The organism is Streptomyces luteolifulvus, from assembly GCF_008806595.1.
Lineage (GTDB): Bacteria > Actinomycetota > Actinomycetes > Streptomycetales > Streptomycetaceae > Streptomyces > Streptomyces luteolifulvus.
Genome location: NZ_VZRB01000044.1, coordinates 15,385 through 29,394 on the forward strand (window position 1 = coordinate 15,385; position 14,010 = coordinate 29,394).

Annotated in this window: 10 protein-coding genes; 4 read left to right on the forward strand and 6 right to left on the reverse strand. The window is 68.7% G+C overall.

Annotated elements, in window-relative coordinates; genetic code table 11:
- Positions 1–67 precede the first annotated feature (67 nt).
- Positions 68–1,054: a serine/threonine-protein kinase gene (locus F7R91_RS36810; RefSeq protein ID WP_150957461.1), complete on the reverse strand. Its 987-nt coding sequence runs from the start codon at positions 1,052–1,054 to the stop codon at positions 68–70.
- Positions 1,055–1,538: 484 nt separating this feature from the next.
- Positions 1,539–3,071, reverse strand: coding sequence for an MFS transporter (locus tag F7R91_RS36815; protein ID WP_191971801.1), 1,533 nt, complete (start codon positions 3,069–3,071; stop codon positions 1,539–1,541).
- A 100-nt stretch (positions 3,072–3,171) separates the two neighbouring features.
- On the opposite strand from F7R91_RS36815, the gene F7R91_RS36820 reads away from it, so the two are divergent.
- Positions 3,172–3,681 carry a MarR family winged helix-turn-helix transcriptional regulator gene (locus F7R91_RS36820; RefSeq protein ID WP_225320995.1) on the forward strand — a complete coding sequence of 170 codons (510 nt, stop codon included), beginning with the start codon at positions 3,172–3,174 and terminating at the stop codon, positions 3,679–3,681.
- Between the two features lie 402 nt (positions 3,682–4,083).
- Here F7R91_RS36820 and F7R91_RS36825 read toward each other — a convergent pair whose 3' ends face one another.
- Positions 4,084–5,322: an ROK family transcriptional regulator gene (locus F7R91_RS36825; protein ID WP_150957469.1), complete on the reverse strand. Its 1,239-nt coding sequence runs from the start codon at positions 5,320–5,322 to the stop codon at positions 4,084–4,086.
- Between the two features lie 212 nt (positions 5,323–5,534).
- Here F7R91_RS36825 and mmsA point away from each other — a divergent pair, with 212 nt between their 5' ends.
- The 3 genes from mmsA (at position 5,535) to F7R91_RS36840 (ending at position 9,559) form a co-directional block, all read left to right on the forward strand.
- A complete protein-coding gene (gene mmsA, locus F7R91_RS36830) occupies positions 5,535–7,082 on the forward strand; it encodes a multiple monosaccharide ABC transporter ATP-binding protein (RefSeq protein WP_150957471.1) in 1,548 nt (515 codons plus the stop codon).
- Positions 7,079–8,377, forward strand: a complete 1,299-nt coding sequence (gene mmsB, locus F7R91_RS36835; RefSeq protein ID WP_150957474.1) for a multiple monosaccharide ABC transporter permease — start codon at positions 7,079–7,081, stop codon at positions 8,375–8,377. Before mmsA ends, mmsB begins: the two co-directional genes overlap by 4 nt.
- Before the next feature lie 75 nt (positions 8,378–8,452).
- Positions 8,453–9,559, forward strand: a complete 1,107-nt coding sequence (locus F7R91_RS36840; protein ID WP_150957477.1) for a substrate-binding domain-containing protein — start codon at positions 8,453–8,455, stop codon at positions 9,557–9,559.
- 96 nt (positions 9,560–9,655) lie between these two features.
- Here F7R91_RS36840 and F7R91_RS36845 read toward each other — a convergent pair whose 3' ends face one another.
- The 3 genes from F7R91_RS36845 to F7R91_RS36855 form a co-directional block, all read right to left on the reverse strand.
- Positions 9,656–10,783 (reverse strand): acyltransferase family protein, encoded by a 1,128-nt coding sequence (locus F7R91_RS36845; protein ID WP_150957480.1) that lies wholly within the window; start codon positions 10,781–10,783, stop codon positions 9,656–9,658.
- Positions 10,784–10,966: 183 nt separating this feature from the next.
- The gene (locus F7R91_RS36850) at positions 10,967–12,550 is read right to left on the reverse strand and encodes a serine/threonine-protein kinase (RefSeq protein ID WP_331000695.1); all 1,584 of its coding nucleotides are present in this window, start codon (positions 12,548–12,550) and stop codon (positions 10,967–10,969) included.
- A gap of 326 nt (positions 12,551–12,876) precedes the next feature.
- Positions 12,877–13,770, reverse strand: a complete 894-nt coding sequence (locus F7R91_RS36855) for a phosphorothioated DNA-binding restriction endonuclease (protein WP_150957486.1) — start codon at positions 13,768–13,770, stop codon at positions 12,877–12,879.
- Positions 13,771–14,010 lie beyond the last annotated feature (240 nt).

Sequence of the window (14,010 nt, forward strand, 5' to 3'; positions counted from 1 at the left end):
GTTGTCACACCGATGAACCAGGTGTGCGGCGGACTCTGGTCTGAACGCCCTTACCCAGTCCGTGTGTTCAGGAGCCGGGCCGTCGGGCAAAGACCGGCCGGGCCCAGCCGGGCGGATCGGGGGGCGGTTCGGAGGGGGGCGCGGCCCGCGCGGCGCGGAGGTCCACCTGCGTCGGCGGGTGGGCGCTCTGGCCGGCCTCGTGCTGAGCCGTGCGCAGGGCAGCCACGAACTCCAGGCAGGAGCCGTACCGGTCCTCGGGAACCTTCGCCAAGGCCTTGGCCATGACGTCGTCCATGGTCGGCGGGATGCCGGGCCGTTTCTCGCTCAGCGCGGGCGGCTGGTCGTACTGGTGGGCCCACAGCAGTGCCATGTCGTCGTCCCGCTGGAACGGCGGGGCGCCCGTCAGGGTTTCGAACACGACGCAGGCCAAGCTGTACAGGTCGCACCTGCCGTCCACCGGGCGGCCCGAGATCTGCTCCGGTGCCACGTAGTCGAGTGTGCCGACGAACTCGCCCACGGTGGTGAACCCCGTCAGCGACAGTGACTTCTTCGTCAGCCCGAAATCCGTGAGATAGACATGCTCGGGGTGCTCACTGTCGGTGCCCCGGGCGACCAGCACATTGCCGGGCTTGACGTCCCGGTGCACGAGATCGTGTTCATGGGCCGCGTCCAGGGCAGAGGCCACCTGAGCGGCGATCCGCAGCGCGGTCGGCACCGGCAGCGGGCCGTCCTGCGCGAGCAGGGCCCGCAGGTCCAGCCCCGGGACGTACCGCATGGCGATGTACAGGACACCCTCGGTCTCGCCGGCCTCGAAGATCGGCACGATGTGCGGATGGTCGATCGCGGCGGCCACCCGGGATTCGTGCGCGAAACGGCGGCGGAAGGTGTCGTTGCGGACCATGTCCGGGGCCAGCAGCTTCAGCGCCACCATGCGGTCCAGACGGAGATCCCGTGCGCAGTACACCACGGCCATCCCCCCGCGGCCGAGCTCACGCTCCACCCGGTATCCCGCGATCTGCGCCCCGATCAGCTCCGACGTACGTCCCGTAGCCACACCCCTGCCCTCCGGCCTGCCCGGCCGCACACGCTGCGCATCCGGCCGCGCACCATCACCTGCGTGGAACCAGGGGAAACGACAATCCGCCTGTCCATGCCCAAATAGTATCTATCAGCCCATATCGCTGCCTGGCTGAGCGGCAGACCGTCGGGCACCTCGACCGGCTCAGCTCCCGCCCTACCGTCGCCGACTGTCCGCAGTCCCTCCGTGGCCGCACGCCGTCAGAACGACGACGACGGCACGACGGGGAGCACGCGGTCCCTCCGCTCGGCCAGCAGAGGTCCCATCGCGAGGTCCTGCTCCGGGTGGTCCTCCGGACCCGCGACCTGCACCACGTACGAGTTGAGGCTCTTGTCGTCGTGGAACTTCTGGGCGGCAGGTGCCCCCTTGGCGGGGTCGTAGTCCTTGCTGTCCTACAGAGGAACAGGTGATCCGCGCCGGGGGAGTACACGGACCGTGCGAGGGGCCCGGAGCCGGGCCGTCAGTCGGGCGCGGGACGCGAGGGGACGCGTTCGGAATCCGCGGCGGGGGCGCCTTCGTTCTCCGTGCCGGGGCTGTGCCGCGGGGACTTGGCGGTGTCGCCCACGGGCCCGAAGACGAGGCGGCCGGGCGGAAGGATGAGCGCGGCGGGCGAGGCCAGGAGGTACAGGATCACCACGGTCACCAGTCCTGCCCCGGCCGCATCCACCGGGTTCCCGCCGTCGTCCAGGCGGCCGAGGAACACCGTGCCCACGATGGCGATGCCGACCGCCACACCGACCTGGATGGCCGTGTTCACCAGGGCCGCCGCCGCGCCGGCGTGCCGGCCGGGGGTCTTGGCCAGGACGGTGGTGATCAGCACGCCAGAGGTCATGGAGACCCCGAGACCGGCGAGGAGCAGGCCGGGCAGGATCTGCCAGGAGTGCAGGCTCTGCTCGTAGTGGCGCAGGGCGACGAGGACCAGGCTCATGCCGATCGCCGCGAGCAGCGAGCCGATGACGGCGACCGGCCGCCCGAACTGACGGATCTTCGGGGCGAAGGGCGTGAACAGGCCGACACCCACGGCGAAGGGAACCATGCTCAGTGCCGTGTGGAGCGGCGAGTAGCCGAGTCCGTTCTGGAGGTACACGGTGATGACGAGGGTGTATCCGGTGCCGGCGAAGAACAGTACGGCCACCGACAGACCGCCGAGCGGGGCGCGTTCGCGCAGCAGCCGGGGATCGACCAGCGGGGTGTGTCCGCGCCGGACGACGGTGCGCTCGTAGCGTGCGAACAGCCACAGCAGCAGGGGGCAGGCCGCCATCAGTGCGAAGCTCCACCACGGCCAGCCCATCGTGCGCCCCTCGACCAGCGGGAAGAGCAGGGCCAGGACGGCGACGGTCGCGATGGCCAGGCCCCGGATGTCCGTGGTGGCGGCATGCTCGGCCCGGGAGTCGCGGCACAGCATCTGCGCGCCGATCAGGGCGGCGATGCCGATCGGGATGTTGACGAAGAAGATGGGCCGCCAGCCGAGTCCGAACAGATCGGCGTTGAGGATGAGTCCGCCGATCAGGGGTCCGCCGACGCCGCCGACGGAGAAGTTCAGGCCGAAGACGGCCGCGGCCTTGGACTGCTCGGCCGGGGGGAACTCGACCCGTAGCATCGCAAGCACCTGAGGCACCATCAGGGCCGCCGAGGCGCCCTGGGCGATCCGGGCGGCGACGAGCATCTCGGCATTGACCGCGAGCCCGGTCAGGGCCGAGGTGATCGTGAAGGCGGCCAGCCCGAGCTGGAAGACACGCAGCCGGCCGAAGCGGTCGCCCAGGCGCGATGCGGTGATCATGCCGGACGCGAAGGCGAGCACATACCCCGCGATGGACCATTCGAGCTGGGTACTGGACGCGTGCAGATCACGGCGCAGAGAGGGCAGCGCCACATTGATCACGGTGGTGTCGACGAGGTCCATGAACGTCGCGGACAGCGTGACGGCGAACGCCGCCCACCGCCGGGGGTTGAACTCGGCCGTGTCCGAGCTGGGAGCTAAGGCTGAGGCCATGCCACACCTTCCTGAGCAGGCCCGGAGCGCACATGTCCGGTATCGTGGAGAAGGAAAGAGTATTTGCTTTGAAAGCAAATGCATAAGGGGTTGGGACGGGATGTCAACGCAGCGTGAGCGGGACCGGGACCACGAGCCGCAGTCCGGGCAGCACACCGGAATGAGCCGGGACGAGGCCGTCCGGGCCATGCTCGTGCTGATGCCCCGAGTCGCCCAGCGGCTGAAGCGCACCACGGTCCCCGAGCAGCTCAGATCGATGAACCTGGCTCCCCGGCACCTCTCGCTGCTGTCCCACCTCGTCTTCGACGGCCCGGCCCTGGTCAGCGAACTCGCCGAGCGTCTGGAAGTGGCCCCGACGACGGTCAGCCTCATGGTCGCCGACCTCAGCCGCCAGGGCGTCGTCGAGCGCCGCGTCGACCCCGCCGACCGGCGGCGCACCATCGTCTCCATCACCGAGGACCCCGAGACCCGCGACGCGATCAACGGCTGGCTCGCCCGGGGCGCAGACTCCTGGGAGAAGGCGCTGGACCCGCTCACACCCGAAGAACGCGCCATGTTCGTACGGACGATGACGGCGTACGAGAGGGGTGCGTCCGGGGCGGCCGACTGACCGACCGGGCCCTGGCCGGCGCCCGGCACCGGACAAGCCGTACTGGAGCGGGAAGCGAGCGCCCGCGGCTGTGCTGTACCCGGGGCGGGCATCGGGCCCGGACCGCCGGGAGGGGCACATGCCGAACAGCGTGCTGATGCCGCCTTCGTTCTGCTGGCCGAGGACGCGGGCGAGGCCTTCGCCCGGGTCGCCCGGAAGACAACGGACCTGCGACATCTGGTCGTTGTCTCGGCCGACCCGCGCCTCGCCGCCGCAGCATTCGGCGCCCGGGAGCGGGCGCAGTCACTCGAGGAGGCTTCTTGAACACCGCAGCACGCGCCGACGCCGCCACGGCCCCTGCGCCGGCGGGCGCGGCCGCTTGCGGCCGCCGGGTCAGGAGGCGCTCGCAGTCGGCGCTCCCGGTCAGTCCGACAACAGCGCCGACAGTTGTGGGGAGTAGGTGGCGTGCAGGACCAGCGCCGCGCCGCCCACCACGGCCGCATCCGTGCCCAGCGGCGAGGCCGCGACCTCTACGACGCGGATGTGGCGGGCCAGAGGTCTGTTGGCCAGCGCGGACGCGACCGCGTCGACGTACCGGGACGCCACGTGCTGGATGCCGTGTCCGCCGAGAATGATGAGGTCCACGTCGATGAAGTTGGCGATGCTGACCGCGACCGAGGCGACATGGTCCGCGGCCTCGTCGATGACGGCGGTCGCGACGGGGTCGCCGGCTGCCGCTGCGCGCTGGATCGCGGCATGGTCGACGGAGGCCGGATCCTGGTCGAAGGATTGCGACAGCACACTGGTGCCGCCGGCGGCGAGTCGCCGGTGCACCTCGGCCACGATCGCGGGCGGGTTGACCAGCTCCTCCAGGCAGCCCCGGTTGCCGCAGTAGCATTCCGGCCCGTCGGGCAGTACGGAGGAGTGGCCGAACTCTCCCGCGTTGAACGAACCGCCTCTGTACACCTGGTGGTTGAGGACCAGACCGCCGCCGATGCCGGTGCCGAAGAAGAGGTACGCGAAGTTCGCGACTCCTCTGCCCGCACCGGACCAGCGCTCGCCGACCGCGGCGGCGGTGGCGTCGTTGTCGATCGTCACCGGCAGACCGGTGGCCTCGCTGAGCATGCTTTGCAAGGGCACCCGCGTCCAGTGGGCGAGCTGGGGCGGAGCGACGATCATGCCGAGCTTCTGATCGATGGGTCCCGGCGTGGCGAGGCCCAGCCCCAGCACCTTGGCGCGCGGCACCTTCGCTTCGGCGAGCACATCGGCGACCAGCTCGGCCATGGCCGGCACGACCTGCGCCGGGTCGGTGCCGGGGGGCGTGGGGCGACGCTTGACGACCAGGGGCCGTCCCAGCAGGTCGACGACGGCACAGGTGAGCTCGACCGGGTCGAACACGAGCCCGACGGCACTGCCCGCGTCCGCGTTGACACGCAGAGTGGTGCGCGGTTTGCCGCCACTGGCGACCCGGCTGGCTCCGTCCTCCCGCACGATGCCCTCGTCCAGCAGACGGCGCACGATGCCGGAGACCGTCTGCGGGGTGAGGCCGGTCTGCTGGGCGATCTCGACCCGGCTGATGCCGCCGGCGAGCTGGATCTGGTCGAGGACCACGGCCCGGTTGTACCGGCCGACCTTGGGGAGGTTTGTTCCTGCTTGCCGCACTCGAGGTCCTCTCTGTTCCAGGTCAATGACGATACCTTCGCAGGGCGTTGACTTAGTAAAACAAATGGATTTAAAGTCCGCTCGCAGTCGTAACAGGCTGGACCTGGGGGACAAGGTCGTGCCATCGGAGGCAAGTTGATGTACATGAAATGTCGCATCCAGGGTGGTTTGGTCCATTGTGGCCGTTTCGACCCTCGAGCAGGGCTCCGCTCATGATCCGGAGCTCGAACCTGCTGGAGATGCGGTCGATCACCAAGACGTTCCCGGGCGTGAGGGCGCTCGCCGACGTCAACCTGGTGGTGAAGGAGGGGGAGATCCACGCGATCTGCGGCGAGAACGGCGCCGGCAAGTCCACCCTCATGAAGGTGCTCAGCGGCGTTCACCCGCACGGGAGCTACACGGGCGACATCGTCTACCGCGGCGACGAGGTCCGGTTCCATGACATCCGGGCCAGCGAGCACGCCGGCATCGTCATCATCCACCAGGAGCTGGCGCTGGTCCCGGGCATGTCGATCACGGAGAACATCTTTCTCGGCAACGAGCCGCGCAGACGCGGCGCGATCGACTGGAAGACCGCGCAGCGCCGGGCGCTGGAGCTGATGGAACAGGTCGGGCTCCAGGAGGACCCGGACACGCTGGTCAAGGACATCGGCGTCGGCAAACAACAGCTCGTCGAGATCGCCAAGGCCTTCGCCAAGGACGTCAAGCTGCTCATCCTCGACGAGCCGACCGCGGCCCTGAACGAGGCGGACTCCCAGCACCTGCTCGACCTGCTGCGCGGTTTCAAGCGGCAGGGCATCACCTCGATCATGATTTCCCACAAGCTCAACGAGATCGAGGCGGTCGCCGACACCATCACGATCCTGCGTGACGGCCGGACGATCGAGAGCCTCGACGTGAAGGCCGACGGCGTCAACGAGGACCGCATCGTACGCGGCATGGTCGGCCGCGAACTCAACAGCCGCTTCCCCGAGCACACGCCCGACATCGGCGAGGTGTTCTTCGAGGTCCGCGACTGGACGGTGAAACACCCGAGTTCCGACGAACGACTCGTGTGCAAGGGCTCCGCCTTCACGGTCCGGCGCGGCGAGATCGTCGGCTTCGCCGGTCTCATGGGCGCCGGGCGCACCGAACTCGCGATGAGCCTGTTCGGCCGCTCCTACGGCACGTACCTCTCCGGCCGGGTCTTCAAGGACGGCAAGGAGATCCAGCTCAAGTCGGTCGCCGACGCCATCCGGCACGGGCTCGCCTACGTCAGCGAGGACCGCAAATCGATCGGCCTCAACCTGCTGGACGACATCAAGACCTCGATGGTGGCCGCCAAGCTGTCGAAGATCGCCCGGCGCCGGGTCATCGATCCGGTGCGCGAGCACAGCATCGCCGAGGAGTACCGCACCAGCCTGCGGATCAAGACCCCCAGCGTCGACGAGGGCGTCGTGAAGCTCTCCGGCGGCAACCAGCAGAAGGTGGTCCTGGCGAAGTGGATGTTCACGGACCCCGACCTGCTGATCCTCGACGAGCCGACACGCGGGATCGACGTGGGCGCCAAGTACGAGATCTACGGGATCATCCAGCGGCTGGTCGGCCAGGGCAAGGGCGTCATCGTCATCTCCTCGGAGCTGCCCGAGCTCATCGGACTGTGCGACCGCATCTACACGGTCTTCGAAGGCGCCATCACCGGTGAGGTGACGCGCCGCGACGCGAACCCGGAACTCCTGATGAAGAAGATGACCTCTATCACGAAGACAGCGACCCCATGAGCCGCATCACAGAGCTGCAGAAGAACCTCTTCGGAGGAACGACCTCCAACGCCCGCCAGTTCGGCATGATCTCCACACTCGTGGCGATCGTGCTGCTCTTCCAGATCTGGACCGGAGGGCTGACCCTGACCTCCGGCAACCTGATCGCCGTCGTCAGTCAGTACTCCTACATCCTCATCCTGGCCATCGGCATGCTGATGGTGATCGTCGCCGGCCATATCGACCTCTCGGTCGGCTCGGTCGCCGCGTTCACCGGCATCGTGGTCGCCAAGGCGATGCAGGAGTACTCGCTCCCCTGGCCCGTGGGCATCCTGCTCGGCCTGGCCGTCGGCGCGGCGATCGGTGCCTGGCAGGGTTTCTGGGTCGCCTACGTAGGGGTGCCGGCGTTCATCGTCACCCTGGCCGGGATGCTGCTGTTCCGCGGCGGCAACCAGTACATCGGCAACGCCGACACGGTGCCGGTCCCCACCGGCTTCCGTGACATCGGCGCCGGCTTCCTGCCCGAAGTGGGACCCGACACCGGATACAACAACCTGACGCTGCTGCTCGGCCTGGCCGCCTGCCTCGGCGTGGTGTGGCGCGAGTGGACGGCACGGCAGACCCGGCGCGACATGAACGCCGACGCCACGCCGTTGTGGGTGTCCGGCATACGGCTCGCCGTGATGCTGGGCGTCATCGTCTTCGCGACGCTGCGCTTCGCCGGCGGCCGCATCGGCACCAGCCTGCCCATCTCCGGCATCATCCTGATCGTCCTGGTGCTCGCGTACTCGTACTACACCCGCAACACCATCGGCGGACGGCACATCTACGCCGTCGGGGGCAACGCCCGCGCGGCCGAACTGTCCGGTGTGAAGCTGAGGCAGGTCAACTTCCTCGTCATGATGAACATGTCCGTCCTGGCCGCACTGGCCGGCATGATCTTCGTGGCACGCTCCTCGGCCTCCGGCCCACAGGACGGTCTGAGCTGGGAACTCGACGCCATCGCGGCCGTCTTCATCGGCGGCGCGGCCGTCTCCGGCGGCCTCGGGACCATCAGCGGCTCCATCGTCGGCGGTCTCGTCATGGCTCTGCTCAACAACGGTCTCCAACTGGAGGGCGTCGGCTCCGACATGGTCCAGATCATCAAGGGCCTGGTCCTCCTGCTCGCCGTCGCCTTCGACGTCTACAGCAAGAAGCAGGGGCGCTTCTCGATCATCGGAACGCTGATGCGCCCGTTCCACCGAAACGAGACGGCCACACCGGTCGGTCCGCCCAACCCGGCCTCCGACCCCGACAAGGCTCAGGTCGCCAGCTGACCTGAGGCCGTCTCCGACGACGCCGCATCCCACGGCGCCCACCTCAACCCGGCACCACAGCAAGAAGGGCTCACCATGCGCACAAGCATCACCAGAGGCATCGCCGCAGCCGGCGCCGTCGTACTGCTCACCCTCGGCACCGCATGCTCCAACGAACGTGAGGGCTCCACCGGTACGGACGGCGGCGACGCCAAGGGGTTCGCCAAGGACTCCCTCGTGGGCGTCGCACTGCCCGCGAAGACCTCGGAGAACTGGGTGCTCGCCGGTGACCTGTTCACCAACGGCCTCAAGGAGGCCGGCTTCAAGGCCGACGTGCAGTACGCGGGCGCCTCGACCACCGTCGCCGACCAGCAGGCGCAGATCTCCTCCATGGTCACCAAGGGTGCGAAGGTGATCGTCATCGGCGCGACCGACGCCTCGCAGCTCTCCACCCAGGTGGCACAGGCCAAGCAGGCCGGAGCGACCGTCATCGCCTACGACCGGCTCATCACCAACACGCCCGACGTCGACTACTACATCGCGTTCGACAACTTCAAGGTCGGCCAGTTGCAGGGGCAGGCGCTCCTCGACGGCATGAAGGCGAAGAAGGCGAAGGGTCCCTGGACGATCGAGCTGTTCTCCGGCTCGCCGGACGACAACAACTCCAAGGTCTTCTTCGACGGCGCGATGGACGTCCTCAAGCCCCTCATCGACAAGGGCGACATCGTTGTCGGATCCGGACAGAAGAACATCAAGCAGACCGCGATCCAGGGATGGAAGGCCGAGAACGCCCAGCAGCGCATGGACTCGCTGCTGACCTCGACGTACAGCAAGAAGAAGCTCGACGGCGTCCTGTCCCCGAACGACACCCTCGCCCGCGCGATCATCACCTCCGTGAAGGGCGCCGGCAAGCCGGTCCCGGTCGTCACCGGGCAGGACTCCGAGGTCGAGTCGGTGAAGTCGATCATGGCCGGGGAGCAGTACTCGACCATCAACAAGGACACCCGCAAGCTCGTCGCCGAGACCGTCAACATGGTCAAGTCCCTGCAGAAGGGCGACAAGCCGGAGATCAACGACACCAAGTCGTACGACAACGGTGTCAAGGTCGTCCCGGCCTACCTCCTCCCGCCGGTCATCGTGACGAAGGAGACGGCGGCGGAGGCATACGCCAACGACCCGAAGCTGGCACCGCTGACCAAGTAGGTCACCTCGACCGCCGCTGTCCCGCGCCCCGAAGCAGTCCTGGGCGCGGGACAGTCGTCTTCTCCGTCCGATGCGAGATGACGACTGCGCACCTGCCTACGGGGTGCGCACGGGCTCGGGTGCGGCCGCTCCTTGGGCCACTACCGGCGTCGGCTGCTCCGGGCCGGTCGCAGCGGGGGCGAGCAGCCAGCCGGCCGACGGACGGGTCAGTGGACGGACCAGCCGGCGCACCGGCGGGGAGCCGAGCACCATCGTCAGCAGGATCGCGCACAGCACCAGACCGACGATCTCGACCCCGGTGTCCACCCGGGATATCCAGCCCTGTTCCCGGACCGGAAGGATCACCAGCGGGTGCAGCAGGTAGATCGTGAAGCCGCCGGCGCCCAGCGTGGTGATCAGCGGCAGCCGACGCCGCGGCATCAGCCGCAGCAGACACAGGACGAGGGCCGCGGCCGAGGCCAGCACCAGCAGCCGGATGAGCCACGCCCATTCCAGGCTCAGCGGATCGGCGACGGCGTAGGGATGACGCATGGACAGCCAGTTGCCCTTGACGTCCCGGTGCCACAGCCACCCCACGACGCAGGAGGCAAGGATCCCGGCGACCGCCACGGGCAGGCTCCAGCGGCTGGTGAACCACGTGTTGAGGTAGCCCTGGCCGATCCGCCAGCCGAGGTAGAACAGCGGCAGGTAGACGAGCGTACGGCTCGCCGAGAAGGCCATTCCGAACTCGTCGACGTACCCCACGGCGAGGGAGACGCCCGTGGTGACGAGCAGGGGATGGCGCAGCTGCACCACCAGCGGCAGCAGCAGCCGCCAGAAGAAGAGGGACATCAGGAACCACAGGGTCCACGGCAGCTCCACGACATGCACCGTGAACTCTGCGCCCAGCCAGTACGACTCCAGCGAGAAGAGCAGGCTGAACGCGAGAGCGGGCAGCACGATGCTCTGCAGCAGGGTGCGCAGCGGACGGGGACCGAGCGGCCCGGCGTTGCTGAACACACCGGCCAGCATGACGAAGGCGGGCACCCGGAAGGCCCAGCTGGCGATGTGGAAGGAGTGCAGCGCGTCCTCACGCGCCATGATGCTGCCGCAGGTGTGCAGAACCACGATCAGCGTGGCCGAGAGGAACCGGGCGTTGTCCCACCACGGATTCCTGTCCCGTTCCGCGGTGCGGGAGCGGTCGGCGCAGACAGCGGCGGCAGGTCTCGGGAGTGGCTTGTCCATCGCGTCGGCGGGCTCCTGACGGCGGCTCGGGAGTGGCATGGGCTGCCGCAGTGATGATCGACTTGACGGCACTGGGCACACCGTGCCGACGTCCGCGAAGGGCATGGTTGCCGGTTCGGGTTCCTAGGGTGAACTCCACATGTACATCAGGAGCACCGAGCCTTCTCCCGTCAGGTGCGACCATCAGCGCCGACTGAGGGCCGACGGCGCCCCGGCGGACTGCGCGCCTTCGTTGCCCAGGCGCAGGGTGTCGTGGTCGGTCATCGTGACGACGTAGATATTGCCCTTCGGGCACGAGAAGGCGGCCGACTGGTCGGTGGGGCGGCTGGTGATCGCCTCGAAGACCATCGATCTCCCGCGCACCTCCCTCAGTTGCAGAGCCTCGGTGCACCCCAGCTCACGGCCGGTGTCCACTTCGGCCACCCGGCTCACCTGCTTGCCCGCGTACTTGCCCTGCAGCGCCGGCTGGAGGGTCAGTGTGACGGCGAACCGCTCGGTCCGGGCCTGGGTGATGCCGTCGGCGTCCGGGGTGCCCGGGCCGGAGCCGACCCATGTACCGGTCCACGACGCGGGAAGCGAAACGGCGGTGGGCGACGGCGAAGGCGTCCCGCCGGATGATGTGTCCTTGTCGGTGAGACCCCGTACGGCGAGTGTGCTCACCACGGCGATCAGCGCCGCGCCCATGGTCCCCGCAATCGCCCAGCCGGTACGGCTGGACAGCCGGCGTTGCCGCGTACCGGCAGCCGGCCCGGCGGCGGTCCCTGTGCCGCCCCGAACCGGACCGACTTCGGGCGCACCCGACACGGCCGCCCCGGCCGGAGGGTGCACCGCTGCGGAGACCAACGCGCGCGCCTCCTCCTCCCGCACGGCGAGATCCCTCTGCAGTGCCTCGGGCAGCAGGTGCGGCCAGGTACCCGTTCTGCCGCCCAGGCGTTCCAGCATCGCGCCGACCGCACCGGCCGTGGGCCGCCGCCGGGGGTCTTTCGCCAGGCAGTGCCGCAGCAGCGAGAGCAGAGCCGCAGGAACGCCGTCGAGGTTCGGCTCCTCGTGCACGATGCGGTAGAGCAACGCCGCGGCCGACACCTCTTCCTGCGGGTGGGAAAACGGCCCCACTCCCGTCGCGGCGTACACCAGGACCGCGGCCATGGAGAAGACATCACCAGGCGCGCCCGAACCCCCGGCACTCGCCTGCTCCGGGGCCAGATAGCCAGGAGAACCGATCACACCGCCGGTCCTGGTGTGGCGCGAGTCCTCCACGGTGCGAGCGATCCCGAAGTCGATGAGCAAAGGCCTCCGGCGGCCCAACAGCACATTGGACGGCTTGACATCGCGATGGACCAGACCCGCCCCGTGTACGGCGCCCAGTGCTCCGCACAACTCGGCCGCCAGAGCGAGGACGGACTGCTCAGAAAGTCGGCCGCGCCGCTGCACCCAGTCAGCCAGGGAGGGCGCGGGCACGTACTCCGTGGCGAGCCACTGCGGGCGCTGCCCCACCGGGCTGTAGTCCACCACCGCCGTCGTCCAGGGGGAGCGCACTTGGTCGCTGTTGCGGATTTCGCGCGCGAACCGCTCCTCGAACCCCGGCTCGCGTCCCAACTCGGCACGCACGGTCTTCAGCGCCAGCGCACGCCCCGAAACGGTCCGGGACAGATAGACCTGCCCCATGCCTCCCTCACCGAGTCGCGCCAGCAGTGGATACCCACCGACGGCCCGCGGATCCGTCGCATCCAGCAACTCCACGTCCCTGCCCCCCTCGTGCCTGCGCACTGCCCACCCTATTCAGTGCCGCACGGCCCCTCAGCTGTGCCCGCACGGCGAAAGGCGACCGACACGCCGTCTGCTCCGGTGGCGCGTCCCCGCTGCACGCTCAACGAGTCGGGAAATCCTGCCACTTGAGCGAATTGGAGGGGCAGAGGGATGACCTTGCGTTTCTCGGGAAAAGGGGCGTTGACCTGTGGGAACTTGTCTCGGAGTTCTCACGGGTCAACGCAGTTTCCCAGTCTCATGTGCCCTGGATGTGCCCTCGGGTCCTCTCACCAGACGCCGTCGAATGCACGCTCTGTGAAGAGGATGCCTAGAGGGGGGTGTATCGGTCAGGCAGCCCTGGCGGGGCGCGGCTCGCCGTGGAAGACCTGGCGGGCGTGCCAGTTGCGGTGAGCAGTCGCGACAGCGCGCGCGCCTGGCTGTGGGCCGACGAGTGGCTGGCCCGCGAGAGCTATGACGTTCTCGCGGGCCGCTGGGCTGTGGCCGACGAAACGCTGTGAGACCAGGACGCGGTGGTCGTCTCCCACACCGAGGACGCCCTTGTCGAAGAGCTTGTGGTGCAGCGAGCACAGGCACAGCCCGTTCTCGACCTCGTCGGGGCCACCGAATGCCCACCAGCGCACGTGGGCCGCCTCCAGCCCGACCGGCACCGTGCCGATCCTGCCGTCGTAACCGCAAAAGGCGCACCGGTACTCGTAGGCGGTCAGCACCAGCTCCCGCATCCGCCGGTCCCGCTGCCTGCGCGCCGCGGAGAGCTGCTCGGTCTCCGCGGGCTCCAGTTCCAGTCCGAGGACTTCGCACAGCTCACCGTGCAGGGAGGGCGGGAAGTGTCGATCGAGCAGCAACCGTGCGATCTGGCCGAGCAGTTGTGGCTCGCGTCGCAGCGTTGCCCTGAAGCCCGCCGCGAGCCGCCCGGTGGCGCCCGTTTCCCGTAGATCCCGCACCCCGCTTCCGGGGCTACCGGGCCCGTGGTCGGTGTGTACTTCCCAGACACCGTCGCTGACCAGGTGGTGGAAGGGGTAGGCGGGCGTCGTCTTGTTCGGTGGGCCGTACTCGGTCAGGAGCTGTTGCAGGTCCTGTTCCACCGCGCTGTAGCGCAGGCCGCCTTCCGCATCCTCCTGGAACCGGCCGAGGGCGTACAGGAGGAGCAGCGGCTTGTGCGGAGCGCGGGTTCCGCTCCTGGTCCACTGCCTCAGCTTCGCGGTCCGCTCAAGCCAGTCCATGGCGGCTGATCGTAGACGGGTCCGTCCGAACAATGTGCCGCCACGGCTGCACAGAGTCGAGGCCGGTGGATTGCCAGACCCCCAGCGACTATGTCCAGGGCTATGTCTGCGTTGACTGCGGCGGCAGCCGTCGTAGCCGAACTGCTTGCATCTCTCTACGGCTGGTCGGTTTGGGGCAAGGTGTCGCAACGGGCCCACCTGGCACGTCTCAACGCGGCTGCTAACGCCGAGTCGGCTCGC